We start from the raw sequence: 22146 nt of genomic DNA, 5'->3' as shown, positions 1-22146 counted from the left end.
ATGTCACAACTTGGATTTACAACGAGGATTCGGTTGCCTGCTGGTCTTGCTGACGCTGCACAGTGAGCGCTGCCAAACCCGTATAAATATGCTGTTGCAAGCTATGCCGAAACTCAACCAGCTCCTCTTGCGTCTGCACCTGAGCAATCGATAGTCGCGGCATAAACTGAAAATAAAAGGGCAAGCGGTTTGGCAACAGGTGTTTGGGCAGAGAAGGAATCACATCGCCCTGACGTAGTAATTTATTGAGTTGTGGTATTTTAAGTAGTGTTTGAAAATACTTATGCTGGATAATCTTATTGGCATTAAAGCCAATCTCATAGACCTCATCCGCACCGAGAGCGGCAAAAGGGACAAGATCATAGTTGAATTCTTGCGCCAGCTTTAAAAAGCCGTAACGCTGCTTCCAGATCAGCTGATACTGCTCACCCTGACGTTTGAGCACTTCACGACCGCCACCCGGAAAGACCAGAATGGAATAGCCTTGCTGCATTGCAGCACGCACATAGGCTTGTGTTCCATCAATGGCACCAAACTTTTTCACGGCTTCACGCCACAGCGGCACATAAAAATGGCTATGATCTGCAATACTGACCACAGCCACCTTATGTTCGTTGTAGAGGTAATCAATCAGCATCGGCGCATCAAAGATGCCATACATGGAATGATTACCGACATACATTGCAGGTCGACTGGCATCCATATACTCAGCCCCTAAAAATGTCGGGGTAAAATATAACTTGGAGAAGGCACTTAAACGCCTGATCCACTGCCCGTCATGCTTGGCCTGCAATCTGTCTACTCTCTATTTATTGCGGATCATGCCACACGTTTTTGAACCAGAATCGAACCCACTGAATAACCAGCACCGAATGAACAAAGTACGCCGTATTCACCATCTTCCACTTCATGGGCAGTGCGGTGTAATGCAATGATCACGCCTGCAGAAGAAGTATTGGCAAACTCGTTCAGAATCATCGGCACCAGACCAGGTTTGGCATTTTCTTTGCCAACCACCAGTTTCAGGATCAGTTCATTCATACTGGCATTGGCTTGATGGAGCCAGAAGCGTTTCACGCCAGTCGGTGCAATCTGATTCTTCTCCAGTTGCGCTGTAATCATTTTCGCAACCAGTGGGCAGACTTCTTTAAAGACCTTACGGCCATCCTGACGGAAACGCTTGTCATCAATGTCGGCATTTTCAGAGGTATTCAAGAAACCAAAGTTATTGCGGATGTTATTCGAGAACTGGGTGAACAACTCGGAATCCAGAATTTCAAAACCGGTTTTGCTTTCAGTGTTTTCAATAATTGAAGCGGTTGCCACATCACCAAAAATAAAGTGACAGTCACGTGAACGAAAATCGGTATGTGCAGAGGTAATTTCCACATTAACCAATAACACACGACGCGCACCAGCCTTAATCGCATCATAGGCCTGTTTCAGACCAAATGTTGCTGCCGAGCAGGCCACATTCATGTCATAGGCATAGCCTTTAATTCCTAAAGCGGTTTGAATCTCGATGGCAACGGCAGGATAAGCACGTTGCAAATTCGAGCATGACAAAATCACGATATCAATATCTTCAGCAGTTACGCCTGCATTTTCCATCGCCTGCTTGGCTGCGATTACACCCCATTCTGCTTGCAGTGAAATTTCATCATCTGCACGTTCAGGTAAATTCGGACGTAAACGTTTCGGATCTAGAATACCGCTTTTTTCCGCAACATAACGGCGTTGGACACCAGATGCCTTTTCAATAAATTCTGCACTAGAACCACGACGCGCTTCAATTTCGCCTGCAGCGATTTTGTCCGCATTTTCGTGATTAAACAGTTCCACATAAGCATTTAAACTTTCAACTAATTCTTCATTGGTGATGACATTTTCCGGATGGAACAAGCCAGTACCCGTAATGCGGATGCCCATGTAAAACTCCTTCTCTGAATTACCTATATCTTAACTGATTCCAAGACGATCCCATACTTTTTGCAAGCGAGTTGGAGACACGGGTGCTTTTGTTTTCATCGGTTGTGAAAACAATGAGATTCTTAACTCCTCGACCATGAAGTACAATTCTTTCAGACGAGGGTCATCTTTAAACTTGAACAATTTTTCCATCCATTGATCAATTTGGTCAATGGCGGAATTGTCCCTTTGTAGATTATTGGGCAAGCGGTCTAAACGCAAGATCAAGGCTTTCAAATAACGTGGAAATTCGATCCATACATCGGATGGTTTACGATATACAAAGTCAGAAAGACTCATTAAATCAAGTTGATCTTCAATATCATTGATATTTTTCTCAAACACAGAATGGTCTAAAACCAATAATTTCCGGCGGATTTCCTGCCACTGGATATAAATATCTGTAATCTCTTTCAGGGTAACTTGCCCATGACTTAAGAAAGATTTTTTTACATCTTCAACCAGTTTTTGGAACTCTTGCGCATTGACAGGTAGCTCATTCATGGACACTTGCAGTGTGGCATAAACTAACATTTGTTCTAGTTGGGCCTTGTCACCGAGTGGCGAATAAGCCAGTGCCAAAGGTTTGGAGATCTGTTTTTTTAACTGGCGAATCAGGTCTCCCAGTTGCATATGCACCAGTCGGATCACCCCTTCACGATGTTTTTTGATCGCTTCCGCCTGATCGTTAAAGGTCTGAATCACCACGCCCGACTCATCTTTTTGCTCCAGTGCAGCAAAGGCTTTGGTCGGCACCAGCGCCTGATACTGCTTGACCACGACACCCGTGACTTTTTGTGAGGCTTCAAACACAAAACTTTCCGGGAAGGTTTTAAATTCACCTTTCAGCTGCTTGACCGGACTATGGGTTTCAGCCCGGCAACGTGCTTTCAGCTCTGACAAATCACGACCCTGTTCAATGACACGACCTTTTTCATCAGTGACTTTAATAAACGGTAACAGATACTGTTCGACCCGGTCAAAGCTGAAATCTTTCTCAGTGATTTGATCGCCACGTAACTGGAACGCCAGGAAACCAAAGATATGTTTCTGCAGATCCTGTACATCGACTTTTGCCATGAGTTTTCGTGCAGTATCTGGAATTGGCACCAGATTACGGCGCTTGTCCTTCGGCAAGCCTTTTAGCAATGCTCCAATCAGGTCCAGACGCCAGCCTGGAATTCCCCAGGACCAGATTGATTCATCTACCTGAGCCAAGGCTTGCAGTGGAATTTTAACTGTCGCGCCATCTTCATCATGACTCGGGTCAAAGCGATAGGTCGCTGCCAGACGAAGTTCACCATTACGTAAATAGTCAGGAAATTGCTGTGTGGTTGGACGGTCATTCAGCCATAATGCATCATCATCAACAAATAAATAACGTGGCTGCTGAGGCTCAACCGTAGCCCGCCAATCTTCAAAAGTACGGCGGCTGGCCACTTCAGCTGGCACTTTAGATGCATAGAACTGGTAAATGGTTTCTTCGTCTACCACCAGATCACGACGACGCAATTTATCCTCAACCCGTTCGACTTCTTCCAGTTTAAGCAAGTTATGCTTTAAAAATGGCGGACTAATACCGAGATGACCCGTAGTTAAAGCATCGCGTAAGAAAATTTCATGCGCCGCAGCCTGATCGACTTTTTCATAATTGATTGCTCGTTTTGGCTCAATGATCAGACCAAATAATGAAATCTGGTCATAAGCGTTCACCACACCGGCTTTTTTCGACCAGTGCGGTTCAAAATAATGATGCTTGAGCAGATCGCGGGCGGCTAGCAGTATCCATTCCGGTTCAATCTTGGCCAGAGTGCGTAAATACACTTGCGAGGTTTCCACCATCTCAAAAGCCATGACCCACGGCGTATTGCTCTTATGCAAAGTCGATGCCGGGAAAATCCGGGCTTTCTGCTGACGTACCGCCATAAACACATTACGTTCATCGGTCTTGTTGGCAATAAACGACAATAAGCCGGTGAGTAATGCACGATGCAGATTTTCATAACTGGCAGCTTTGTCATTAAATGACAGTTTTAGACCTTGAGCCAAGTCCACCAGTTGTTCATGGGTTTTTTTCCATTCACGTAAACGCAGCCAGCTCAAGAAATGATTCCGCGCAAATGTACGGCGTTTATTCTCACTCATACTTTCGCGATTGCCGTGCAATGTTTCCCAGAGTTTTATATAGAACAAAAAGTCAGAATCAGCTTCACGGAACAAGGCATGTTTCTGGTCGGCCTGCATTTGTTTGTCTGCAGGACGTTCACGCGGATCTTGCACCGCGAGCGCCGCAACAATAATCAAGACTTCGTTTAAAACACCAAAATGTGCGCCACCCAAAATCATACGGGCCAGACGTGGGTCAATCGGCATTTTTGCCATTTGCTGACCGATTTTGGTTAATCCACTGCTTTGAAGTCTCCCTTTCTCAAAGGGAGATTTAGAGGGATTTGCTTGATCATCTTCAGTTTTAGGAGAATTTTTCTCGGCCATTGCCCCCAACTCAATCAGCAACTTACGGCCATCATTCACCAGACGGTGATCCGGTGGTTCGATAAAATCGAAGTCCTCCAGCGAACCTAAACCCAGACTCTGCATCTGCAAAATCACCGATGCCAGATTGGTACGCTTGATTTCAGGTTCAGTAAATTCCGGACGGCTTAGAAAGTCATCTTCCGAATACAGGCGGATACAGACACCGGGCGCAATACGACCACAACGGCCTTTACGCTGATTGGCTGCAGCCTGAGAAACGGCTTCAATCGGCAGGCGCTGCACCCGTGAACGATAGTTATAACGTGAAATACGCGCAAAACCACTATCAATTACATAACGGATATTCGGCACAGTCAACGCTGTTTCCGCGACGTTGGTGGCAATAATAATACGTCGCCCGCCCCCAGAAGGATTAAAGATTTTTTGCTGCTCTGCCAAGGCTAAACGGGCAAATAAGGTTAAGACTTCAGTATGCCGTGGCCCGTGTTTAATCAGGGTTTCCTGTAGCTCGCGAATTTCCTGTTCTGTACTGGCAAAAATCAGGATATCGGCATGTTCGGGATGGCCTTTTTCTTGGGCATCCTGGAAGCATTCTTCAACTGCTTTAACCACTGCACGTGGCAAGTTTTCTTCAAAGTCATCAAATTCATCATCATCGCTGCCGCCAATGCTCATTTCCGAGATCGGGCGATAACGCAGTTCAACCGGGAAACTACGGCCTTCTACTTCAAAAATGGGTGCACCATTAAAGTAATTACTAAAACGGTTTACATCCAGTGTGGCAGACGTAATGATGACTTTCAGGTCTGGACGACGCGGCAGTAACTGCTTCAGATAGCCCATAATGAAGTCGATATTCAGCGAACGTTCATGTGCTTCATCAATAATAATGGTGTCATATTTGCTTAGGTAGCGGTCATGCGTCAGTTCGGCAAGCAGAATACCGTCAGTCATCAAGCGTACAATTGAATCTTGGGAACCCTGTTCAGTAAAACGCACTTTAAAGGAAATTGATTCCCCGAGTTTTTCGCCAACTTCTTCAGCAATACGCTGTGATACGCTTCGAGCCGCCAGTCGGCGTGGCTGGGTATGTCCAATCAGACCAGTCAGGCCGCGTCCAGCCAGCATGGCAATTTGCGGTAATTGTGTGGTTTTACCAGAACCGGTTTCGCCAGCCACAATAATGACCTGATGCTTTTGAATCGCGGCTATCAGCTTGTCAGCGTATTGGGTAACGGGCAAATCTTGATTCAGCTTGATGTCTGGAAGACGTTCCAGCCGCTGCCGCACTTTCAGATTGGATTTTTCAAATAGTTCCTGATACTGCTTGGCATTGGCATCTTTCCCCTTCTTCAGTCGATTTAAACGGTGACGGTCACGCGCCATTATCCATTGATCTACATTTAAATGACTCTGCACAGAGAAAACACCCACATCAAAAAACCGGAAAAGTTTATTTTACTTGGTTCATTAGCTTTCAGATAGTCGTAGTTCTGTTAAGTGCCGGACAAATTGGCTTTACTCGTCTCATTTCCCTTAATTCGGCGTAGTAAATCGAGCAAATTACCCCGCTACTCTCACCTGTCCACATGATTAAGTTTAAGCATAAACCTAATTTTTAAATTGATATCGAGAGTATTTTGAGGAAAACAGGATTTTTTTCCTGATTTGCCCTTGAATTTTTCAGTTTCAGCATCATGTTTGTTAGCACGAGGAAAAAGAGATAATTTTGTCATGAAGCCATCATCTTGATGCTGCTCAATGAACAAAGCTATTTTGTGAAAATGGAGAATTTTTACATGATTCGGTTTTTCCGATTTTTGTAATGTAAAAATACCATTTCACCAATAAAGTAAATTTCTATAAGCTAATTGAAATTCAAAACAAACCTCAATCATGGAGACAATGATGAGCTTAATTAATACTGAAGTTAAACCATTTAAAGCAACTGCATTCCAAAATGGCCAATTTATTGAAGTAACTGAAGCTGACCTTAAAGGCAAATGGTCTGTAGTATTCTTCTACCCAGCTGACTTCACTTTCGTTTGCCCAACTGAACTGGGTGACCTTGCTGACAACTACGCTGAATTCCAAAAATTAGGCGTTGAAATCTACTCAGTTTCTACTGACACACATTTCACACACAAAGCTTGGCACGATTCTTCAGAAGAAATCAAAAAAATCCAGTATGTAATGGTTGGTGATGCAAACTGGACGCTTGCTAAAAACTTTGACGTATTAATCGAAGCTGACGGCCTTGCTGATCGTGGTACTTTCGTCATCGATCCAGAAGGTAAAATCCAAATCGTTGAAATCAACGCCGGTGGTATCGGTCGTGATGCTCAAGAACTTCTTCGTAAAGTTAAAGCAGCTCAGTATGTACATGCTCACCCAGGCGAAGTTTGCCCAGCTAAATGGAAAGAAGGCGATGCAACTCTTGCTCCTTCAATCGACCTAGTGGGTAAAATCTAATTTTAATTAGATTAAACTGACTCAAAAAAACCACGCTCTTTAGCGTGGTTTTTTATAACTTTTGATTTGATTTATTTATTTATTTATTTTAGAAGTAATGTTTACACGCAGATTGAGTGTGTGTATTTATCCCGAAATTGCTTGAATCGTCTATTTCTTTGCGATCTATCAAACTGCGCTGAATAAGTTTTAATTTCTCGCTGCAGCTATTTTCTTACAATCCTCTGCCCATTCTTACAATATAGCTATACATCTACAGCACGGCATGGCATAAGTTCAAATGATAAGAAAATAAATATTCAGTGGAGGAACGTATATGCAAAAACTGCTTACAGTGATTTCATGGAAATATAATCCCTCAAGCCGCCACCTGAAAATCGTTTATAGTAATGGCCATACGGAACTCTATCATCCTGTACCCGAATTTATTTATGACAACCTGCTCAGACGTGAAGATAAAGCTGCTTTCGTACATAAATATCTTGAATATAATTTACATTTCAATAAAGTCTGCATGGATTAAAACTCATGCGATTCACGACATCCGACCATCAGCAGACCTGCACCGATCGGTACAATGCTGATGATAAAACGCTGATCTTGCTGAATCAGCTGAATAAACTCTTCCACTTCTGCTGCATGTGAAATGACATTATCCACCACAAGCATCCCACATTTTGGCTTGAGTAATCGAGCCAAATGCTTCCAATAGCCTAGATAGGCATCGCGCTCAGCATCCATTAAAATAAAATCAAACTGTTGCTGTGAAGCTTCTAGATATTGCTGCGCATCCATCACTTGAAAATCAATAAAATGTTCAAAACCCAATGTATTTGCATAGTGTTTCGCTTGAGTGACACGTGCTTTATCTATTTCCAGTGTGGTTATCACTGCTTGGGTATGCTGAGCAGCTTCAGCTAGCCATAAAGTCGAATAGCCTGTGGATGTACCAATTTCCAAAATATCTTTGGCTTGCTGGGCACGAATCAACGTGGATAAAAATCGACCTGATTCTGGTTCTATATTGCGATATCGTTGCAGTCGATCTGTCTGCTTGAGATCATGCATATGAAATTTTTCATATAATTCATGCATGAATTTTTCAAATTCATCTGGATTTAGCATAGCCCCTCCCTGAGCCTTTTAGCTTAAAGCGCCTGAATTAATTTAAAGCGTTCCACTTCACGATCATCGTTGGTGGTAATGGTTTCAGTGAACATTGTTAAAGGGCGCACCCAAATCGAATAATCCCCATAGAGACATTGATAAACCACCAGCTTTTCTTCAGTTTCACTGTGCGTGGCGACATGTAATACCTGATAAAGCTGCCCTTTATAATGCTGATAAATTCCGCGCTGTAATTCCATGATTCAGCCCTCCTGTTATAGATACCTAATACTAACTGAATTAAGCAAATATCAAGTTAAATTACTTGAAAATTCTTATTCTAACGCCATATAAAAATCTGAAATTAATGATGCATTTTTCAATAAATCAGTAATTCCGATCGATACTATAAAAACAAACTGTTTTACCTATTTTGATTTATGCACTAATATCGCTTTATCAAATAAATATTTATTCCTTTGGAGACGTTAGCCATGTTAGACCAAAATACTTCAGCTCAATTAAAAACACTACTCGAACGTCTGGAAAGCCCGATTGAACTGGTGGCGACTTTAAATGATTCCGACAAATCTGCAAAAATCAAAGAACTGGTTGAGGAAGTGGCTGCATTATCTGATTTAGTCACTGCACGTTTTGATGGCCAGAACCAACGTGTACCAAGTTTCGGTATTGCCAAAGCAGGTGAAGAACCACGGGTCTACTTCGCAGGTCTGCCAATGGGGCATGAATTCACCTCACTGATTCTGGCTTTACTGCAAAGCTCTGGTTATGCACCGAAAGTATCTGCTGAAGTTTTAGAGTCGATTAAAGGCTTAGGAATCAAATCTGATTTTGATGTATTTGTATCACTCAGCTGCCATAACTGTCCGGATGTGGTTCAAGCCTTAAACCTGATTGCAATTTACAACCCGGGCACAACAGCCACCATGATTGATGGTGCCTTCTTCCAGGATGAAGTGGAAGAACGCAAAATCATGGCGGTGCCGATGGTGTTCCAGGACAACCAGCATATCGGTCAAGGTCGTATGACTTTGGAAGAAATCGTGGCAAAACTGGACACCAACTCTGCAGCAAAAGAGGCCGAAAAGCTCAATGCCAAAGACGCCTTTGATGTACTGGTGATTGGTGGTGGCCCTGCAGGGAATACCTCTGCGATCTATGCTGCACGTAAAGGCATTAAAACTGGAATCGTGGCTGAACGCATGGGTGGTCAGGTCATGGACACCATGGACATCGAAAACTATACCTCGATTCAAAAAACCCAAGGACCTAAGTTTGCGGCTGAAATGGAAGCACATGTACGTGAATACGGTGTTGACATCATGAACCTGCAACGTGTATCCAACATCAAAGGTGCAGATGAAACGGCCAATGGTCTGGTAGAAGTCACTTTAGAGAATGGTGCCAAACTGGAATCGAAAACCGTGATTCTGTCGACCGGTGCACGCTGGAGAGAAATGAATGTTCCGGGTGAGCAGGAATACAAAACCCGTGGTGTTGCCTACTGCCCACACTGTGATGGTCCTCTGTTTAAAGGCAAACGTGTTGCGGTAATCGGTGGGGGTAACTCTGGTGTTGAAGCTGCGATTGATCTTGCAGGGATTGTAGAGCATGTGACTTTGGTTGAGTTTGATAGCAAACTGCGTGCGGATCAGGTATTGCAAGACAAATTAACAAGCTTGCCAAACACCACGGTGATTAAAAATGCCTTGTCGACTGAAGTGGTGGGTGACGGTTCACAAGTGACTGCACTGAAATACAAAGACCGTGTAACAGATGAAGAGCACACTGTTGAATTGGCGGGTATCTTCGTACAGATTGGTTTGTTGCCGAATACCGATTTCTTAAAAGCAACAGCGGTAGAACTTTCAAATCGTGGTGAGATCCTGATTAACGAACGCAACGAAACCAATGTGAAAGGTGTATTTGCGGCGGGTGACTGTACTACTGTTCCGTATAAGCAGATCATCATTGCCACAGGTGAAGGCGCGAAAGCATCACTGTCTGCATTTGATTACATCATCCGCTCAGGTCAGTAATCCTTAACAAAACCCTAATAAAGCCCGCTTGAAACGGGCTTTATTTTTCAATAACTACCGGTTTAGATTCAGTATATTTTATAAGCACTACGTCCCTTCATCTTCTTGCTAATCTTGTCATAAGCATGTCATTAATTTTGATTCTGTATAGATGGTCTGTAACTGTCGATAATCTCGTATTGCAAGCCTGCGAAAGCTCTCCTATGATAGGGTGATAAATCATCTTTCATGATCGAAGAATAAAAAAGGATAACATCCTGGGAGAAGAACAATGCACTACCAATATCAATGTGCCTGCTGCGAAAAAGTAGTGGAATCTACAGAAAAATCATGTCCAGATTGCGGTTCGCATCATATTCGCAGTCCTTTTGGCTTCTGGATTTTGTGTCTAGTGGCCTGTCTTGCTACAGCGATCGTATTTAAAGTGGTACACGTCTATGTGCAATCACAACAACAAGAAGTTCCCGTACAACACTCTATACTCGATGTTTTACAAGAAGAAAATAAAGGCCTTCGTTAATTTTATTTAGCTCTGATTGAGAGACCTGTTCCGAAAAACAGGTCTTTTTTTATGGTGCTTTAATACCAGTATCGCTATACAGAAAAACCGATTCATAGCTGCCAGATTTGATTTACAATAGCAGATCTTGGAATGGGAGATATGCAATGGTTCAGTTAATTAAAAAAGGTGGATTACGCGAGCGTGCCAACCGTAGCCGTAGCTATCAGGGTTCTGAAAATACCGAAACCAGCTTAAGACCCAACCGCTATCAAACAGCGGTTAAAACACAAGAAAATTTAGTGTCTTCTTCACTTATATCCACCGAATCCACTTTGGATGATCATCCAGTTAATTCATCAAAATAAGCGCGTCATACCATAACCATAACGCAAAGAGTAAAAATAGCCCGCCTGAAACGATATCAATATAACTCCCTGAACGCTGATACAGAGCTTTAATTTTCGGCTGTGAAATCAGCAACATGAGTAAAGCGAAAGTGATAAAAGTCTGCAAGGGAATAATCACCGCGAGTTGTGCTTTCAGATATTCCGAGGCTGACGAACTCAGTGCCAGTGAAAATACGCTGCTAAAATAGATCAGCGTTTTAGGATTAGAGAGGTTGGTCCATAGACCCAACATAAAGTAATTTTTGGGTTGTGCCAGTTCATTGGAATCATCTTCGGGCTGATGTTTATTCTTAAAACTGTGCACACCACCCTTGAGCATTGCCCAGCCCATTTTTGCCAGGAATATTCCACCGAGCAGCATCAAGACCTGCTGGACCCATGGAAACTGCTCGATTAAAACGGTAAATCCGGCCAGTGTCAGTACCACCCACACGACAATACCGGCCGAAATACCTGCAATAATTTTCAGGGCATTTTGGCGTGTGGTAGATGCAGCACTTTTGGCGATCAGTAGAATATCAGGGCCAGGACTTAGTTGAGCAACAAAATGCAGAAGGCAGATGGTAAAAAGCAGAGACATTAAAATAGCGTTAAATTATAAAAAATGATTATAACGTTTGTTCAAACTAATGAGAATATTCCAATAAAAAACCGAATCATCAGATTCGGCTTAAATATAACCTTTTGAACTTTGCAGATGGATATCTTATTTTGGATTGATATCTTTCATTTCAATTTTTTTCGCTTCAAGCTTCACTTCACGCGCTTCACCATCAATGATGGTTGAATCACCACGACCTGCTTGCTGGTTTTGCATATCCTGCATTTGACGCATCATCTCGGCAAAGGGGTTCTGGCCTTGCGCACCCCCCATATCGCCCATCATGCCACCCATCATTTTTTCCATCATGGCCTGCTGACGTTTCATCATCGCCTTCATCATGGCAGCTTTAAATACTTGCTGCACGGCTGGAATCAGCATTAATACCGCCAGTACATCGCTAATTAAGCCAGGAAGAAGCAGGAAGAAGCCTGCTAAAATTTTAGGTAAATTTCCTGTTAATGCAGGATCTGCATTCATCTGCCCCATTTGCATTTGCTGCATCTGTGGCATCACACCGGCCGAATATTTACGGATCAGGTTCATACCAATAAAAAATGCAGCCACAAACCAGAAAAATACGTACCACATGCTCCCGACGAGGTCACCCACGCCAATCCAGACAAATACTTCTAGGATTAAGCCTGCAAGGATAATAAGAAATAATTTCATGAAAATTAATCTAATCTCAGTAAAATAAATAATAGGATGATGTAATCAACTGCTTCATCAGGATCAAGCTTTTTTGATACGCTTATGTAACAATATGGGCATTATTCTATTTTTAAAGTGCAGGCATGTCATTAATTATTGGGATTGACCCCGGTTCTCGTTTAACCGGTTACGGAATTATCGAAAAAGACGGCTCCAAACTGACTTTTGTCGATGCCGGTACGATCCGCACAGAAACCACGGAAATGCCTGAACGTTTAAAACGAATTTTTGCCGGTGTAGAGCGGATTGTAAAATTTTATGGCCCAACAGAAGCCGCGGTAGAACAGGTCTTTATGGCACAAAACCCGGACTCTGCCTTGAAACTGGGTCAGGCCCGTGGTGCTGCTGTTGCCGCGCTGGTCAATCTGGATTTAAAAGTTGCTGAATATACGGCGCGCCAGATCAAGCAGTCTGTAGTGGGTTATGGCGCTGCCGATAAAGAGCAGGTACAGATGATGGTGATGAATATTTTAAAACTCAGCATCAAACCGCAACAGGATGCCGCCGATGCACTGGCGGCTGCCATTTGTCATGCACATGCCTCAGGTAGTATGAGTAAAATGGCGGTACTCAATGCTTTGGGCGGCATGGCACGTGGCCGCAGTCGGGTCAGCAGCCGTCGTCGTTAATGTTTAGCGCCGTATTTTAAAGCCTTGAATACCTAAGTCGGATTGCAGATGCTCTGGAATAATTGCTTGTCCGATTGCAGAAGCAGGCCCTTTGCCAACTTCGTGCAATCATTTCCTGAAGCGGTGAATCTGCGCCAACAATAACAGCCTCAACTTCGCCACTACTTAAATTTTTCACCTAGCCTTTTAAATCGAGTGCCACAGCCTGCTCAGCAAACCAGTAGCGCTAACCCACACCTTGCACTTGGCCTGAAATTTTCAGCTTGATTGCAGACAGATTAGCCGCCTTCACGATTAACCACCTGATAAATTGCATGTTTCATGTCCTGCGCCTGCAAACCACGTTCGCCGTTTTTGGCCAGTTCATCCCCTGCCAGTGCATGCAGCGTCACAATTTCATGCAAATGAATGGATTGAGCAAATTGTGCCTTTAGACTGGCAATCATCCCGGCCAGCACATCCCCCATGCCGCCTGTTCCCATACCCGCATTCCCGGCAGTGCAAATATACAGCTGTTGTTCCAGAATCAGGCTACCTGAGCCTTTCAGCACCCATTGCCCACCATACTTCTGCCTTAAGGCATGAATCGCTTGAATCCGATCTGTTTCAATGTCCAAGGTTTTACAATCAAGTAAAGTTGCCGCTTCACCCGGATGCGGTGTACTGTAAGTTTTAGAATTTAATTGTTGCGGCTGTTTGGCTAAAAACCACAATGCATCTGCATCTAAAACAATGTCTAAGTCTGAATTTCGAATTAAATCAAACCATGCCTGATATTGCTCTTTTGCCCATTGATCACGTCCCAAGCCCATACCAAAACAGACTGCATCGACCTGCTGAATTAAGGCTGTGCGCTGCTCTATGTTGAGAGCATTAATATCACGCAGCATAATATTCGGCGCACGAGACAAAATGGCGGTATGGTGTTTCGCATCACAGACAATGGTGACCTTACCTGCTCCGGCAGCAAATGCCGCTTCTGCTGCCATAATCACTGCTCCGCCCATTTCAGCATGCCCCCCCACCACCAGCACATGACCATAACTGCCTTTATGACCAAAGGCTTCACGTTTCGGTAATTTAATCTGCTGTGAGGAAAGTTTGGCAACTGGTTGCAGTTCGGCATCAACTGGAATGGCAGAAATCAGTTCAACCTTAGCGGCATATTCCTTAGCTTGTCCGGTAAACAGTCCTGCCTTTAAGCCCAAAACCGTATACGTAAAATCCGCTTTAACCGCAATAGGCAAAGGCTGACCGGTATTGGCATGCAGTCCACTCGGTATATCAACCGCGATTTTGAGACCTTTCTGGTCATTGATCAATTGGATGATGGATTGCCAGTTCGCATCCAGCTCACGATTTAAACCAATGCCAAATAAGGCATCGATATAAGCGTCATATTCATGCTTAAACTGAAAATGCGGCCCTACTTTCAATCCAGCATCCAGCGCTTCTTGCCAAGCTTTGGCCAAGTCCACTGATTGACCCTTTTCAGCCGCATAAATATCTACATCGAAACCGGCCTGTTTTAAATATTTTGCAATCAGATAACCATCACCAGCATTATTGCCCTGACCACAACACACCGCTATTTTCTGTATATTTTTTTCTTTAAATAGCACACTCAGACGCTGTGTGACTGACCAAGCCACCTGCTGCATCAAACCATAGGAACTATTTTGCTGCTGAAACCAACGCTGCTCCCATGCTTGAATACTTTGGCTATGATAAACAGGGCTATGGTAAACTTGTTGCTGCATTTTTTATTCCCTGTCTTTGGTTTATGACAATTCCCGATTCTTACGCACAAATTCAAGTCTATCAACAAGATCTAGCCGAGCTAAAAGCCTGGATTAAAGCGCAGGCGCTAGAATTGGGGTTTTCTGATTGTGTCATTGCCAAACCGGATGCTCAAGCAGAATTAGCGCGCTTACAGGAATATCTGGATCGTGGCTATCATGGCGACATGAAATTTCTGGAAGATAATCTGGAAAAACGTGCCAATCCTGCCTTACTTGTCCCCGGCACGCGCAGCATTATCTGCGTGCGTATGGATTATCTGGTCGAGACTCCAAAGCCACGTTACGTTCCGTATGCACCCAATTCCGCGATTATTGCGCGTTATGCCCGTGGTCGGGATTACCACAAGATCATGCGCGGTCGGCTCAAAACCTTGGCGACAAAAATCCGGGAAAAAGTTGGCGATTTTGAATCACGCCCTTTTGCCGATTCTGCGCCCATTTTTGAAAAATCACTGGCTGAAAGTGCTGGCATGGGCTGGACAGGTAAACATACCCTGCTGATTCATAAAAAGTCTGGTTCTTTCTTTGTGCTTGGAGAGCTATTTACTTCTCTGGACCTCCCTTTTGATGCGCCTGCCAGTAAACATTGTGGTTCCTGTACGGCCTGTATCGACATCTGTCCAACTCAGGCCATTGTCGAGCCCTATATGCTGGATGCACGGCGATGTATAGCTTACTTAACCATTGAATATAAAGGTATTATTCCAGAAGATTTGCGCCGCGGAATTGGTAACCGGGTTTTTGGTTGTGATGATTGCCAGTTAATTTGCCCCTGGAATAGCTTCGCTCGAACGACTTCCGTAAAAGATTTTCATCCACGACATGGTCTGGATCAGGTCAGCTTGCTAGATTTATGGCAATGGGATGAAACCACCTTCTTAAGTGCGACCGAAGGCAGTCCAATGCGCCGTACAGGTTATCAAAGCTTCATGCGCAATATCGCCATTGGTCTGGGCAATGCACCTTTTGATGAAAAGATTGTTTACGCTTTACAACATCAACGGGCATTACATGACGAAATTGTGCAGGTGCATATTGATTGGGCGATTCAGGAACAGTTGACCAAAACAGCATAAATTTTCAATTTATTACTTCGGCTCACTCGATCTCTTATAAGGCTTACACAATATTTGATCACTTTATGTCATAAAGAAAGAGATGAAAAAATGACGAGAGGGACTGAAGATGCAAGAGCAAGATAAAAAACAGCAACAGCACGAACAGCTAGATCAGCTTAAACAGCAGAAGCAACAACAGCAGCAGCCCCAACATGGGCCAATCGATTCTCCTAAGAACAATCAGTATGAGCAGGATGAACGAGTGCTGAACAAGCAGCATCGTGACGATCTGCAAAATCAGAATATTCATGGGGGTCATCGTGAATAAAAAATTTCAGGATTAAATATAATGACAAAGTCCACCCCGTGTGGGCTTTGTTCGTTATAGAAGGTCATATTTTGCTAGTGAGGCAGACACACATTTTTATTAAGATGAGGTGAATGATAAATAAGCACAAACAAGGACAGATATATGAACACGAGTAATGCAGTACGCAATGATTGGTCACGTGAAGAAATACAGGCACTGTATCAGCAGCCTTTAATGGATTTATTGTTTCAGGCGCAACAGGTTCATCGTGAGCACTTCAATGCCAATACAGTTCAGGTCAGCACCCTCCTCTCGATCAAAACAGGCAAATGCCCTGAAGACTGCAAATACTGTTCACAATCTGCGCATTATGATTCCAAGCTAGAAGCTGAAAAACGTATCGCGGTCGATAAAGTCATTCAGGAGGCTAAACAGGCACTGGCTTCTGGAAGCTCTCGTTTCTGTATGGGCGCTGCATGGCGTAACCCGCATGAGCGCGATATGCCTTATGTTCTGGAAATGGTGCAGGAAGTTAAAGCACTCGGTCTGGAAACCTGTATGACACTGGGCATGTTGAATGCATCCCAAGCAGAACGTTTGAAAGATGCCGGTCTGGATTACTACAACCACAATCTGGATACTTCTCGTGAATATTATTCACATATTATCAGTACCCGAAGCTTTGATGACCGTCTCGATACTTTGGATTATGTGCGTCAAGCCGGTTTAAAAGTATGTAGTGGCGGTATTGTCGGACTGGGCGAAAGCCGTAATGACCGGATTGGTTTATTATATGAACTTGCCACGCTGGTCATTCACCCTGAATCTGTCCCGATCAATATGCTGGTTCCAATTGAAGGCACACCAATGGCAGATGTAGAAAAACTGGATGTTATTGAATGGATTCGTACCATTGCAGTGGCGCGCCTCTTGATGCCAAAAAGCTACATCCGCCTCTCTGCGGGCCGTGAATCGTTAACCGATTCAGATCAGGCTCTGGCATTTATGGCCGGTGCCAATTCCATTTTCTCGGGTGAAAAACTTTTGACCACCCCAAATACTGCCCAAGGTCGTGACCAAAAGCTATTTGAGAAATTAGGTCTGGTTGCAGAGCAGCCTAAACCAAGTGTACGTGCATTGGCGACCGATGCGATGGCAGGCTAAGCAATATAGGAGTGAATTAAGTCGCTGAAAAGTTATGTGCAGTAATCAGTATGCCATAGCGGGCATTCAGATAATCTCCAACTCTGATTTGATCCATTCCATTGGCATGATGCACCACCAACTCCTGAGTGATTGCATCATAGCTAAAAGACTCATAACTGTCTTGATGCAGACTAAGCCAATGCAGCGTATCTGCCAGATTGCTGTCTACGATATAGGTATCTGCATGAAAATTTTTGCTCATATGCCCGATCATCAGCTTGGAATTTCACTCTAATTTTAACGGAAATTAGCCAAGTATAAGCATAAAAAAAGTGAGCCCTCGCTCACTTTTTTTTGTAAAACATCAGTCCTTATTGATCCCACACTTACGACACTCCCTGTGTTCCCCGATTTCCTGCATTTGCTCGTACTCATAGATATGCAAGCAAAATAATTTTCTTAATAGCTGAAGCATCTTGAAACTCCTGTTTAATCATTTTTTTAATACGCTTCTTAAGATATTCCTTCCTGAAACATCATGATTTCTGACTAAAAAATCATCTCTTATTTATTAGCATAATTTTCTCAGTTGTAAAATGCATTTCATCTACTTTTAATCTTATTTCCTGATATTTTTTGAAGTGCATCACAGTCCATTCATAAATATAAACTTTTTTCCTGAGGTAAAATTCTTCTAGATAAAAAATCCTTAAAAATGACTCATAGAATTCATCTATTGAAGCCAGACCTCTTTTTTATAAGTTGATTCAAATATTGCCTAATTTTTATTTAAGTGTAATAGTTAAATTATCGTCAATGGTAAAATCATAAGCATTACGACAATACGAAATTAGTTTTTCAAATCGATTGAATATCTGTTCATTTAATTGTTTTTATTGGAAAAATCCTTTCCACTCCGAAGCAGGTATGTCTTTGAATAGACGATAACAAAATACTGGCAATATATGCTTTTCTATCGACTGATACTCTTTCTTATAAGTTTTATCAGTTCATACAGCTTGCTTTGTCTTCATCCATTTAATCAGTAAATTACCAAACAATAGGTTCTCTTTTTGTTGAGCTTCCAATAACTTCTCATTTTTAGTTTTTAAAATGAGTTCACCATTTTAATACTTAATGGCCATTGAACATGCTTCTCTGACTGAGATTACTGGATAAGTCCCAAGCTATGTCCATTTACCAAGTGTATTCTTAAACCGCAACTGCCATGATTTTTACCTGTTACAACGACTTTTAAATACAAACCCATAATATCCGAAACCCTATACTCTAATTCTTTAGGTTTTAACACTGCAAATTGGGTATCTGTGAGCAATTTAGATTTAGCAATAAAATTATGATTTTCCTAGATTAAACTAGGCTCCTGTATCCTGAGTTATATTTTAAATTTATGATACAAACAAGGATACGAATAGGGTGTTTTTCTACGAGTCTACCTGAGTATTCTTAAGACATAAAAAACCCTTAACTCTTTTAGAGTTAAGGGTTTAGATCTTATATAAAGCTATATAAATATAAAATTTGGTGGGCCCAGACAGACTTGAACTGTCGACCAACGGATTATGAGTCCGCTGCTCTAACCAACTGAGCTATAGGCCCTACATGCTGAAAACTTTATTTATCAATAAGTTCAAGCGTCATGAATACTAGCTAAGATTTTTTTGAAAGACAAGTACTTTTATAACCACTTGAACACTTAGGCAGCAATCATCATGACTTAATTCGAAAGAAATTCTAGTTCTTTAATACTTCAGTCTAAAGACATGCAGAAAAATGGGTATATACAGATCAATTTAAGGCAGCCTAGCCTGAAATATTGACGTCAACCTCATAGAATAAAGCATACATTTGATAGATTTGACGTCTCAGTATATTTATAAAGTATCAAAAAATATTTGATAAAATATTAAAAATGATGGAAAAGTATATGAGCTGCAGAATAAAGAAAAATTAGAATTGAGACTTCATTTCTTTTTCTTTACGCAAATCCTGCTTAATTTCGATGAAAGACCATACAATTATAAGCACTAAAATCAATAAAGAGACTACAAAGGCTGTAATGTATGTCATAGTTTTCAATCTCAGAGTAGAAAGAACAACAAAATAGAAAGGATTAATACCCCTTCTCTTCTTCGACAAAAGTCTAATAACTAAATCTTGCTCTGGATAGTCATTTTTTCACCATTTTAAGACTTTTTTTATATCTAATAATACTTTTTTAATATCAAAATTTTTTATTTATACATTTTAGCTCTTAATATTTCAGTTTAAAAAGATCAAGAAATTATAGATTTCTACATTATTTACACGTTTTATTTGCCAGCCTATTGACTGAATGGCCGAACAAGAAGAAATTATGCAATTCTCCACATATGGCTTTTACTTAATCTGTGCTTATGCTAAATAAATTCATTGGCGAATCTGCATTTAAACTTGCGGGTTGGCAATATCATGTCGAACCAGATGTACTCGAAAACAAACAGGTCATTATTGGCTTTGAACATACTTCAATGATGGATGCGGTGCTGTCGATTGCCCTCTTCCAGATTTATGATCTTAAAGTTCATACCTTGATCAAAAAAGAACTATTTAAAGGACCTTTCAAACCGCTATTAAAAGCTGTCGGCGGTATTCCTGTTGACCGCAAGGCCAATAAAGATATCGTGACCCAGATGGTGGAGCATTTTCAGAATAATGAAAAGTTTAATCTGGTGATTGCACCAGAAGCGACACGTGCCAAGCAAGGTGAAGCACGTAAACCGATCCGTACCGGCTTCTGGCATATTGCCAAAGCTGCCAATGTGCCGATTGTGTTGCTATATGCCAATTCCAGAACCAAACAAGGTGGCATTTTAGGCAAGATTTATCCAACAGATCTGGCTCAAGATCTGGCCTTAATCAAACAGCTCTATAAAGATAAAGTGGATCTGGATATTGTCATTCCGGAATAAGCTCAGTAACAGTGCTCGACATGAACAGATCCTTTGCTGTTCATGTCCTCCTAAAGCATTTGTATAAATTTGAAAAATAAAATCAAAAACTGCACTATAGCATTCCCCTTTTCTATCAATTTAATACAATTTTTTTGTTTTATCCTGAAATCTCAAATCCAGACACTTTTTTTTAAAAAAAAGCTTATGGTAGAATTTCGGCATTCTGATAGGCATACAGCCAATCTACAAGGAGCAAAGTTCGCATGGCGGGTCATTCCAAGTGGGCCAATATTAAGCATCGTAAAGCAAAACAAGATGCGAGTCGTGGTAAGCTTTTTACCAAATATATTCGTGAATTAACCACTGCGGCAAAACTCGGTGGTCCAGATGCAGGTAGCAACCCTCGTCTGCGTGCGGTGGTTGAAAAAGCATTATCTGTAAATATGACACGTGATGTGATCAACCGTGCCATTCAACGTGGTGCGGGTGGCGAAGATAACGACGACCTGAAAGAAGTGACCTATGAAGGTTATGGTGTAGGTGGTGTTGCTGTTCTGGTAGAGACCATGACAGACAACCTGAATCGTACTGTTCCTGATGTTCGCCATTGCTTCTCAAAAACCAATGGTAACTTAGGTACTGCCGGTTCAGTGGCTTATCTGTTTACCAAACGTGGCGAGATCACTTTTGAAGATGTTTCTTTAGAAGATCAAATCATGGAAGTAGCTTTGGAAGCAGGCGCGGAAGATATTGAAATTGCTGAAGATGAAATTCTGGTAATTACCACGCCTGAAAGCTTTGGTGATGTACAGGATGCGCTCACTGCAGCAGGTCTGAAGTCTGACAATGCTGAAGTTGTGATGAGCCCTTCAACCAAAGCTGAAATTACAGATGTTGATCAAGCCAAAATGATTTTGAAAATGATCGATATGTTTGAAGATTTAGATGATGTTCAAAACGTATATACCAACGTAGAGTTTACTGATGAAGTGATGGCGCAATTAGATGCTTAAGCTTGATCAAAACTAAAAACGCACCCTTGGGTGCGTTTTTTATAGTTGTCTACTACTCTCGCCTAGGATCAAACTTTATTGAGTAATCCGCTACAGTTAAAGACATTATATTCTTTAATGACAAAGCTCGAATGCAGTGCAACCACATGCTCAATTTTCCCGATACGCTTGAGTAAAATTTCACTATAATTTTCCATATCTCGCGCCACTACTTCGACAATAAAATCCGCAGACTGGCCGGTGACCAAAAAGGCATTAATCACTTCGGGAATACTTTCCAGTTCTTCCAGAAATTTAGCAAAAGTATCACTATCATGTTTACTTAGCGACACCTGTAACAGTACATGCAGCGTGAAACCTAATTTCTGATAATTAATTTCACGCTTTAAGCCACTGATAATATTTAGATCGATCAAGTGTTTGATCCGGCGATGGACTGAACTCACAGATAAATTTACCCGCTCTGACAGTTCATTCAGATTGACATCCTCATGGGTCAATATTTCTAGAATATGTTTATCGAAACGATCCAGTTCCATTTTTATACTCTTTCTTAATAATCAATAAAAATAGCAAAATATTGCACTCTCCCTGTTATACAATATTTATTTATTTTTCACAAAGTTTTCATATTCTGAAAATATTTTCCAAATCTTCTGCCATTTTATAAAGTAACTTTCAATCCTGAACCAGATAACCGTTAATCATATAATTCTAAAAAATGACCAATGTTAATTTCTATTAATTATTTATTTTTTAATAGTTTAAGTTTAATTAGTCTAGTAAAATATAAGCCAGACCTTCAAGTACCCGCACAGTTCAGCCACTTATCTTTTACAAGTGTATAGAAATAGATTAAAACAAAGCCGCACTAAAAATAAAAATAGCATTTTTCAAAAATATTAAA

Annotated in this window: 21 protein-coding genes and 1 tRNA gene; 11 read left to right on the top strand and 11 right to left on the bottom strand. The window is 41.8% G+C overall.

The annotated features are described in order from the left end of the window. Window positions 1-16: 16 nt before the first annotated feature. Genes LOZ91_RS06285 through hrpA form a run of 3 tightly spaced genes read right to left on the bottom strand, consistent with a single transcriptional unit; the run spans window position 17 to window position 5883 of the window. The gene (locus LOZ91_RS06285; RefSeq protein ID WP_244782829.1) at window positions 17-793 is read right to left on the bottom strand and encodes a 1-acyl-sn-glycerol-3-phosphate acyltransferase; all 777 of its coding nucleotides are present in this window, start codon (window positions 791-793) and stop codon (window positions 17-19) included. A 26-nt stretch (window positions 794-819) separates the two neighbouring features. Further along, on the bottom strand, window positions 820-1929 hold the full coding sequence (locus LOZ91_RS06280; protein WP_005170328.1) for a beta-ketoacyl-ACP synthase III: 1110 nt from the start codon (window positions 1927-1929) through the stop codon (window positions 820-822). Window positions 1930-1959: 30 nt separating this feature from the next. Then, window positions 1960-5883: an ATP-dependent RNA helicase HrpA gene (hrpA, locus tag LOZ91_RS06275; protein WP_244782828.1), complete on the bottom strand. Its 3924-nt coding sequence runs from the start codon at window positions 5881-5883 to the stop codon at window positions 1960-1962. Window positions 5884-6372: 489 nt separating this feature from the next. Between hrpA and ahpC the strand changes: the two genes are divergently transcribed. Then, the gene (gene ahpC / locus LOZ91_RS06270) at window positions 6373-6936 is read left to right on the top strand and encodes an alkyl hydroperoxide reductase subunit C (RefSeq protein ID WP_005097370.1); all 564 of its coding nucleotides are present in this window, start codon (window positions 6373-6375) and stop codon (window positions 6934-6936) included. A gap of 316 nt (window positions 6937-7252) precedes the next feature. Then, window positions 7253-7459, top strand: coding sequence for a KTSC domain-containing protein (locus LOZ91_RS06265; RefSeq protein ID WP_100329913.1), 207 nt, complete (start codon window positions 7253-7255; stop codon window positions 7457-7459). On the opposite strand, the gene LOZ91_RS06260 is transcribed toward LOZ91_RS06265, so the two are convergent. Together LOZ91_RS06260 and LOZ91_RS06255 are read right to left on the bottom strand one after the other, a co-directional pair. Next, entirely contained in the window at window positions 7456-8061 is a 606-nt protein-coding gene (locus LOZ91_RS06260; RefSeq protein WP_244782827.1) for an O-methyltransferase, read from the bottom strand. The two genes, LOZ91_RS06265 and LOZ91_RS06260, sit on opposite strands and share 4 nt — an antisense overlap. Window positions 8062-8084: 23 nt before the next feature. Beyond that, window positions 8085-8303 (bottom strand): DUF1653 domain-containing protein, encoded by a 219-nt coding sequence (locus LOZ91_RS06255; protein ID WP_005097373.1) that lies wholly within the window; start codon window positions 8301-8303, stop codon window positions 8085-8087. A gap of 234 nt (window positions 8304-8537) precedes the next feature. Here LOZ91_RS06255 and ahpF point away from each other — a divergent pair, with 234 nt between their 5' ends. The 3 genes from ahpF (at window position 8538) to LOZ91_RS06240 (ending at window position 10970) form a co-directional block, all read left to right on the top strand. After that, complete coding sequence (ahpF, locus tag LOZ91_RS06250; protein WP_244782826.1) at window positions 8538-10103, top strand: alkyl hydroperoxide reductase subunit F; 1566 nt, start codon at window positions 8538-8540, stop codon at window positions 10101-10103. A gap of 271 nt (window positions 10104-10374) precedes the next feature. Further along, a complete protein-coding gene (locus LOZ91_RS06245) occupies window positions 10375-10623 on the top strand; it encodes a hypothetical protein (RefSeq protein ID WP_005097376.1) in 249 nt (82 codons plus the stop codon). 146 nt (window positions 10624-10769) lie between these two features. Beyond that, window positions 10770-10970 (top strand): hypothetical protein, encoded by a 201-nt coding sequence (locus LOZ91_RS06240; protein WP_005097377.1) that lies wholly within the window; start codon window positions 10770-10772, stop codon window positions 10968-10970. Here the strand turns inward: LOZ91_RS06240 and LOZ91_RS06235 are convergent. Both LOZ91_RS06235 and LOZ91_RS06230 read right to left on the bottom strand, forming a co-directional pair. Further along, window positions 10954-11592: a LysE family transporter gene (locus tag LOZ91_RS06235; protein ID WP_100535265.1), complete on the bottom strand. Its 639-nt coding sequence runs from the start codon at window positions 11590-11592 to the stop codon at window positions 10954-10956. The two genes, LOZ91_RS06240 and LOZ91_RS06235, sit on opposite strands and share 17 nt — an antisense overlap. Before the next feature lie 126 nt (window positions 11593-11718). Further along, window positions 11719-12285 (bottom strand): FxsA family protein, encoded by a 567-nt coding sequence (locus tag LOZ91_RS06230; protein WP_180083214.1) that lies wholly within the window; start codon window positions 12283-12285, stop codon window positions 11719-11721. A gap of 125 nt (window positions 12286-12410) precedes the next feature. Between LOZ91_RS06230 and ruvC the strand changes: the two genes are divergently transcribed. Next, complete coding sequence (gene ruvC / locus LOZ91_RS06225) at window positions 12411-12956, top strand: crossover junction endodeoxyribonuclease RuvC (RefSeq protein ID WP_004278925.1); 546 nt, start codon at window positions 12411-12413, stop codon at window positions 12954-12956. Window positions 12957-13234: 278 nt separating this feature from the next. Here ruvC and LOZ91_RS06220 read toward each other — a convergent pair whose 3' ends face one another. Next, window positions 13235-14716 (bottom strand): NAD(P)H-hydrate dehydratase, encoded by a 1482-nt coding sequence (locus LOZ91_RS06220; RefSeq protein WP_244782825.1) that lies wholly within the window; start codon window positions 14714-14716, stop codon window positions 13235-13237. A 23-nt stretch (window positions 14717-14739) separates the two neighbouring features. On the opposite strand from LOZ91_RS06220, the gene queG reads away from it, so the two are divergent. From queG to bioB, 3 genes are all read left to right on the top strand, one after another. Continuing rightward, window positions 14740-15834 carry a tRNA epoxyqueuosine(34) reductase QueG gene (gene queG, locus LOZ91_RS06215; RefSeq protein ID WP_244782824.1) on the top strand — a complete coding sequence of 365 codons (1095 nt, stop codon included), beginning with the start codon at window positions 14740-14742 and terminating at the stop codon, window positions 15832-15834. A 109-nt stretch (window positions 15835-15943) separates the two neighbouring features. Further along, on the top strand, window positions 15944-16144 hold the full coding sequence (locus LOZ91_RS06210) for a hypothetical protein (protein ID WP_100355385.1): 201 nt from the start codon (window positions 15944-15946) through the stop codon (window positions 16142-16144). Between the two features lie 144 nt (window positions 16145-16288). Then, window positions 16289-17290, top strand: coding sequence for a biotin synthase BioB (gene bioB / locus LOZ91_RS06205; RefSeq protein ID WP_074383276.1), 1002 nt, complete (start codon window positions 16289-16291; stop codon window positions 17288-17290). Between the two features lie 16 nt (window positions 17291-17306). Here the strand turns inward: bioB and LOZ91_RS06200 are convergent, their stop codons facing one another. Both LOZ91_RS06200 and LOZ91_RS06195 read right to left on the bottom strand, forming a co-directional pair. After that, window positions 17307-17534 carry a hypothetical protein gene (locus LOZ91_RS06200; RefSeq protein WP_074383544.1) on the bottom strand — a complete coding sequence of 76 codons (228 nt, stop codon included), beginning with the start codon at window positions 17532-17534 and terminating at the stop codon, window positions 17307-17309. 1281 nt (window positions 17535-18815) lie between these two features. Further along, window positions 18816-18892: transfer RNA gene (locus LOZ91_RS06195), tRNA-Ile, on the bottom strand. Between the two features lie 797 nt (window positions 18893-19689). Between LOZ91_RS06195 and LOZ91_RS06190 the strand changes: the two genes are divergently transcribed. Continuing rightward, window positions 19690-20244 carry a 1-acyl-sn-glycerol-3-phosphate acyltransferase gene (locus LOZ91_RS06190; RefSeq protein ID WP_159516036.1) on the top strand — a complete coding sequence of 185 codons (555 nt, stop codon included), beginning with the start codon at window positions 19690-19692 and terminating at the stop codon, window positions 20242-20244. 245 nt (window positions 20245-20489) lie between these two features. Continuing rightward, window positions 20490-21239 (top strand): YebC/PmpR family DNA-binding transcriptional regulator, encoded by a 750-nt coding sequence (locus LOZ91_RS06185; RefSeq protein WP_005097391.1) that lies wholly within the window; start codon window positions 20490-20492, stop codon window positions 21237-21239. A gap of 68 nt (window positions 21240-21307) precedes the next feature. On the opposite strand, the gene LOZ91_RS06180 is transcribed toward LOZ91_RS06185, so the two are convergent. Further along, window positions 21308-21778: an Lrp/AsnC family transcriptional regulator gene (locus LOZ91_RS06180; RefSeq protein ID WP_244782823.1), complete on the bottom strand. Its 471-nt coding sequence runs from the start codon at window positions 21776-21778 to the stop codon at window positions 21308-21310. Window positions 21779-22146 lie beyond the last annotated feature (368 nt).

Origin of the sequence: Acinetobacter sp. F-1 (assembly GCF_022869025.1) — a bacterium.
Classification (GTDB): domain Bacteria; phylum Pseudomonadota; class Gammaproteobacteria; order Pseudomonadales; family Moraxellaceae; genus Acinetobacter; species Acinetobacter pseudolwoffii.
Note: the sequence above shows the minus strand (reverse complement) of the source record. Positions and strands in the feature narration are given on the sequence as shown.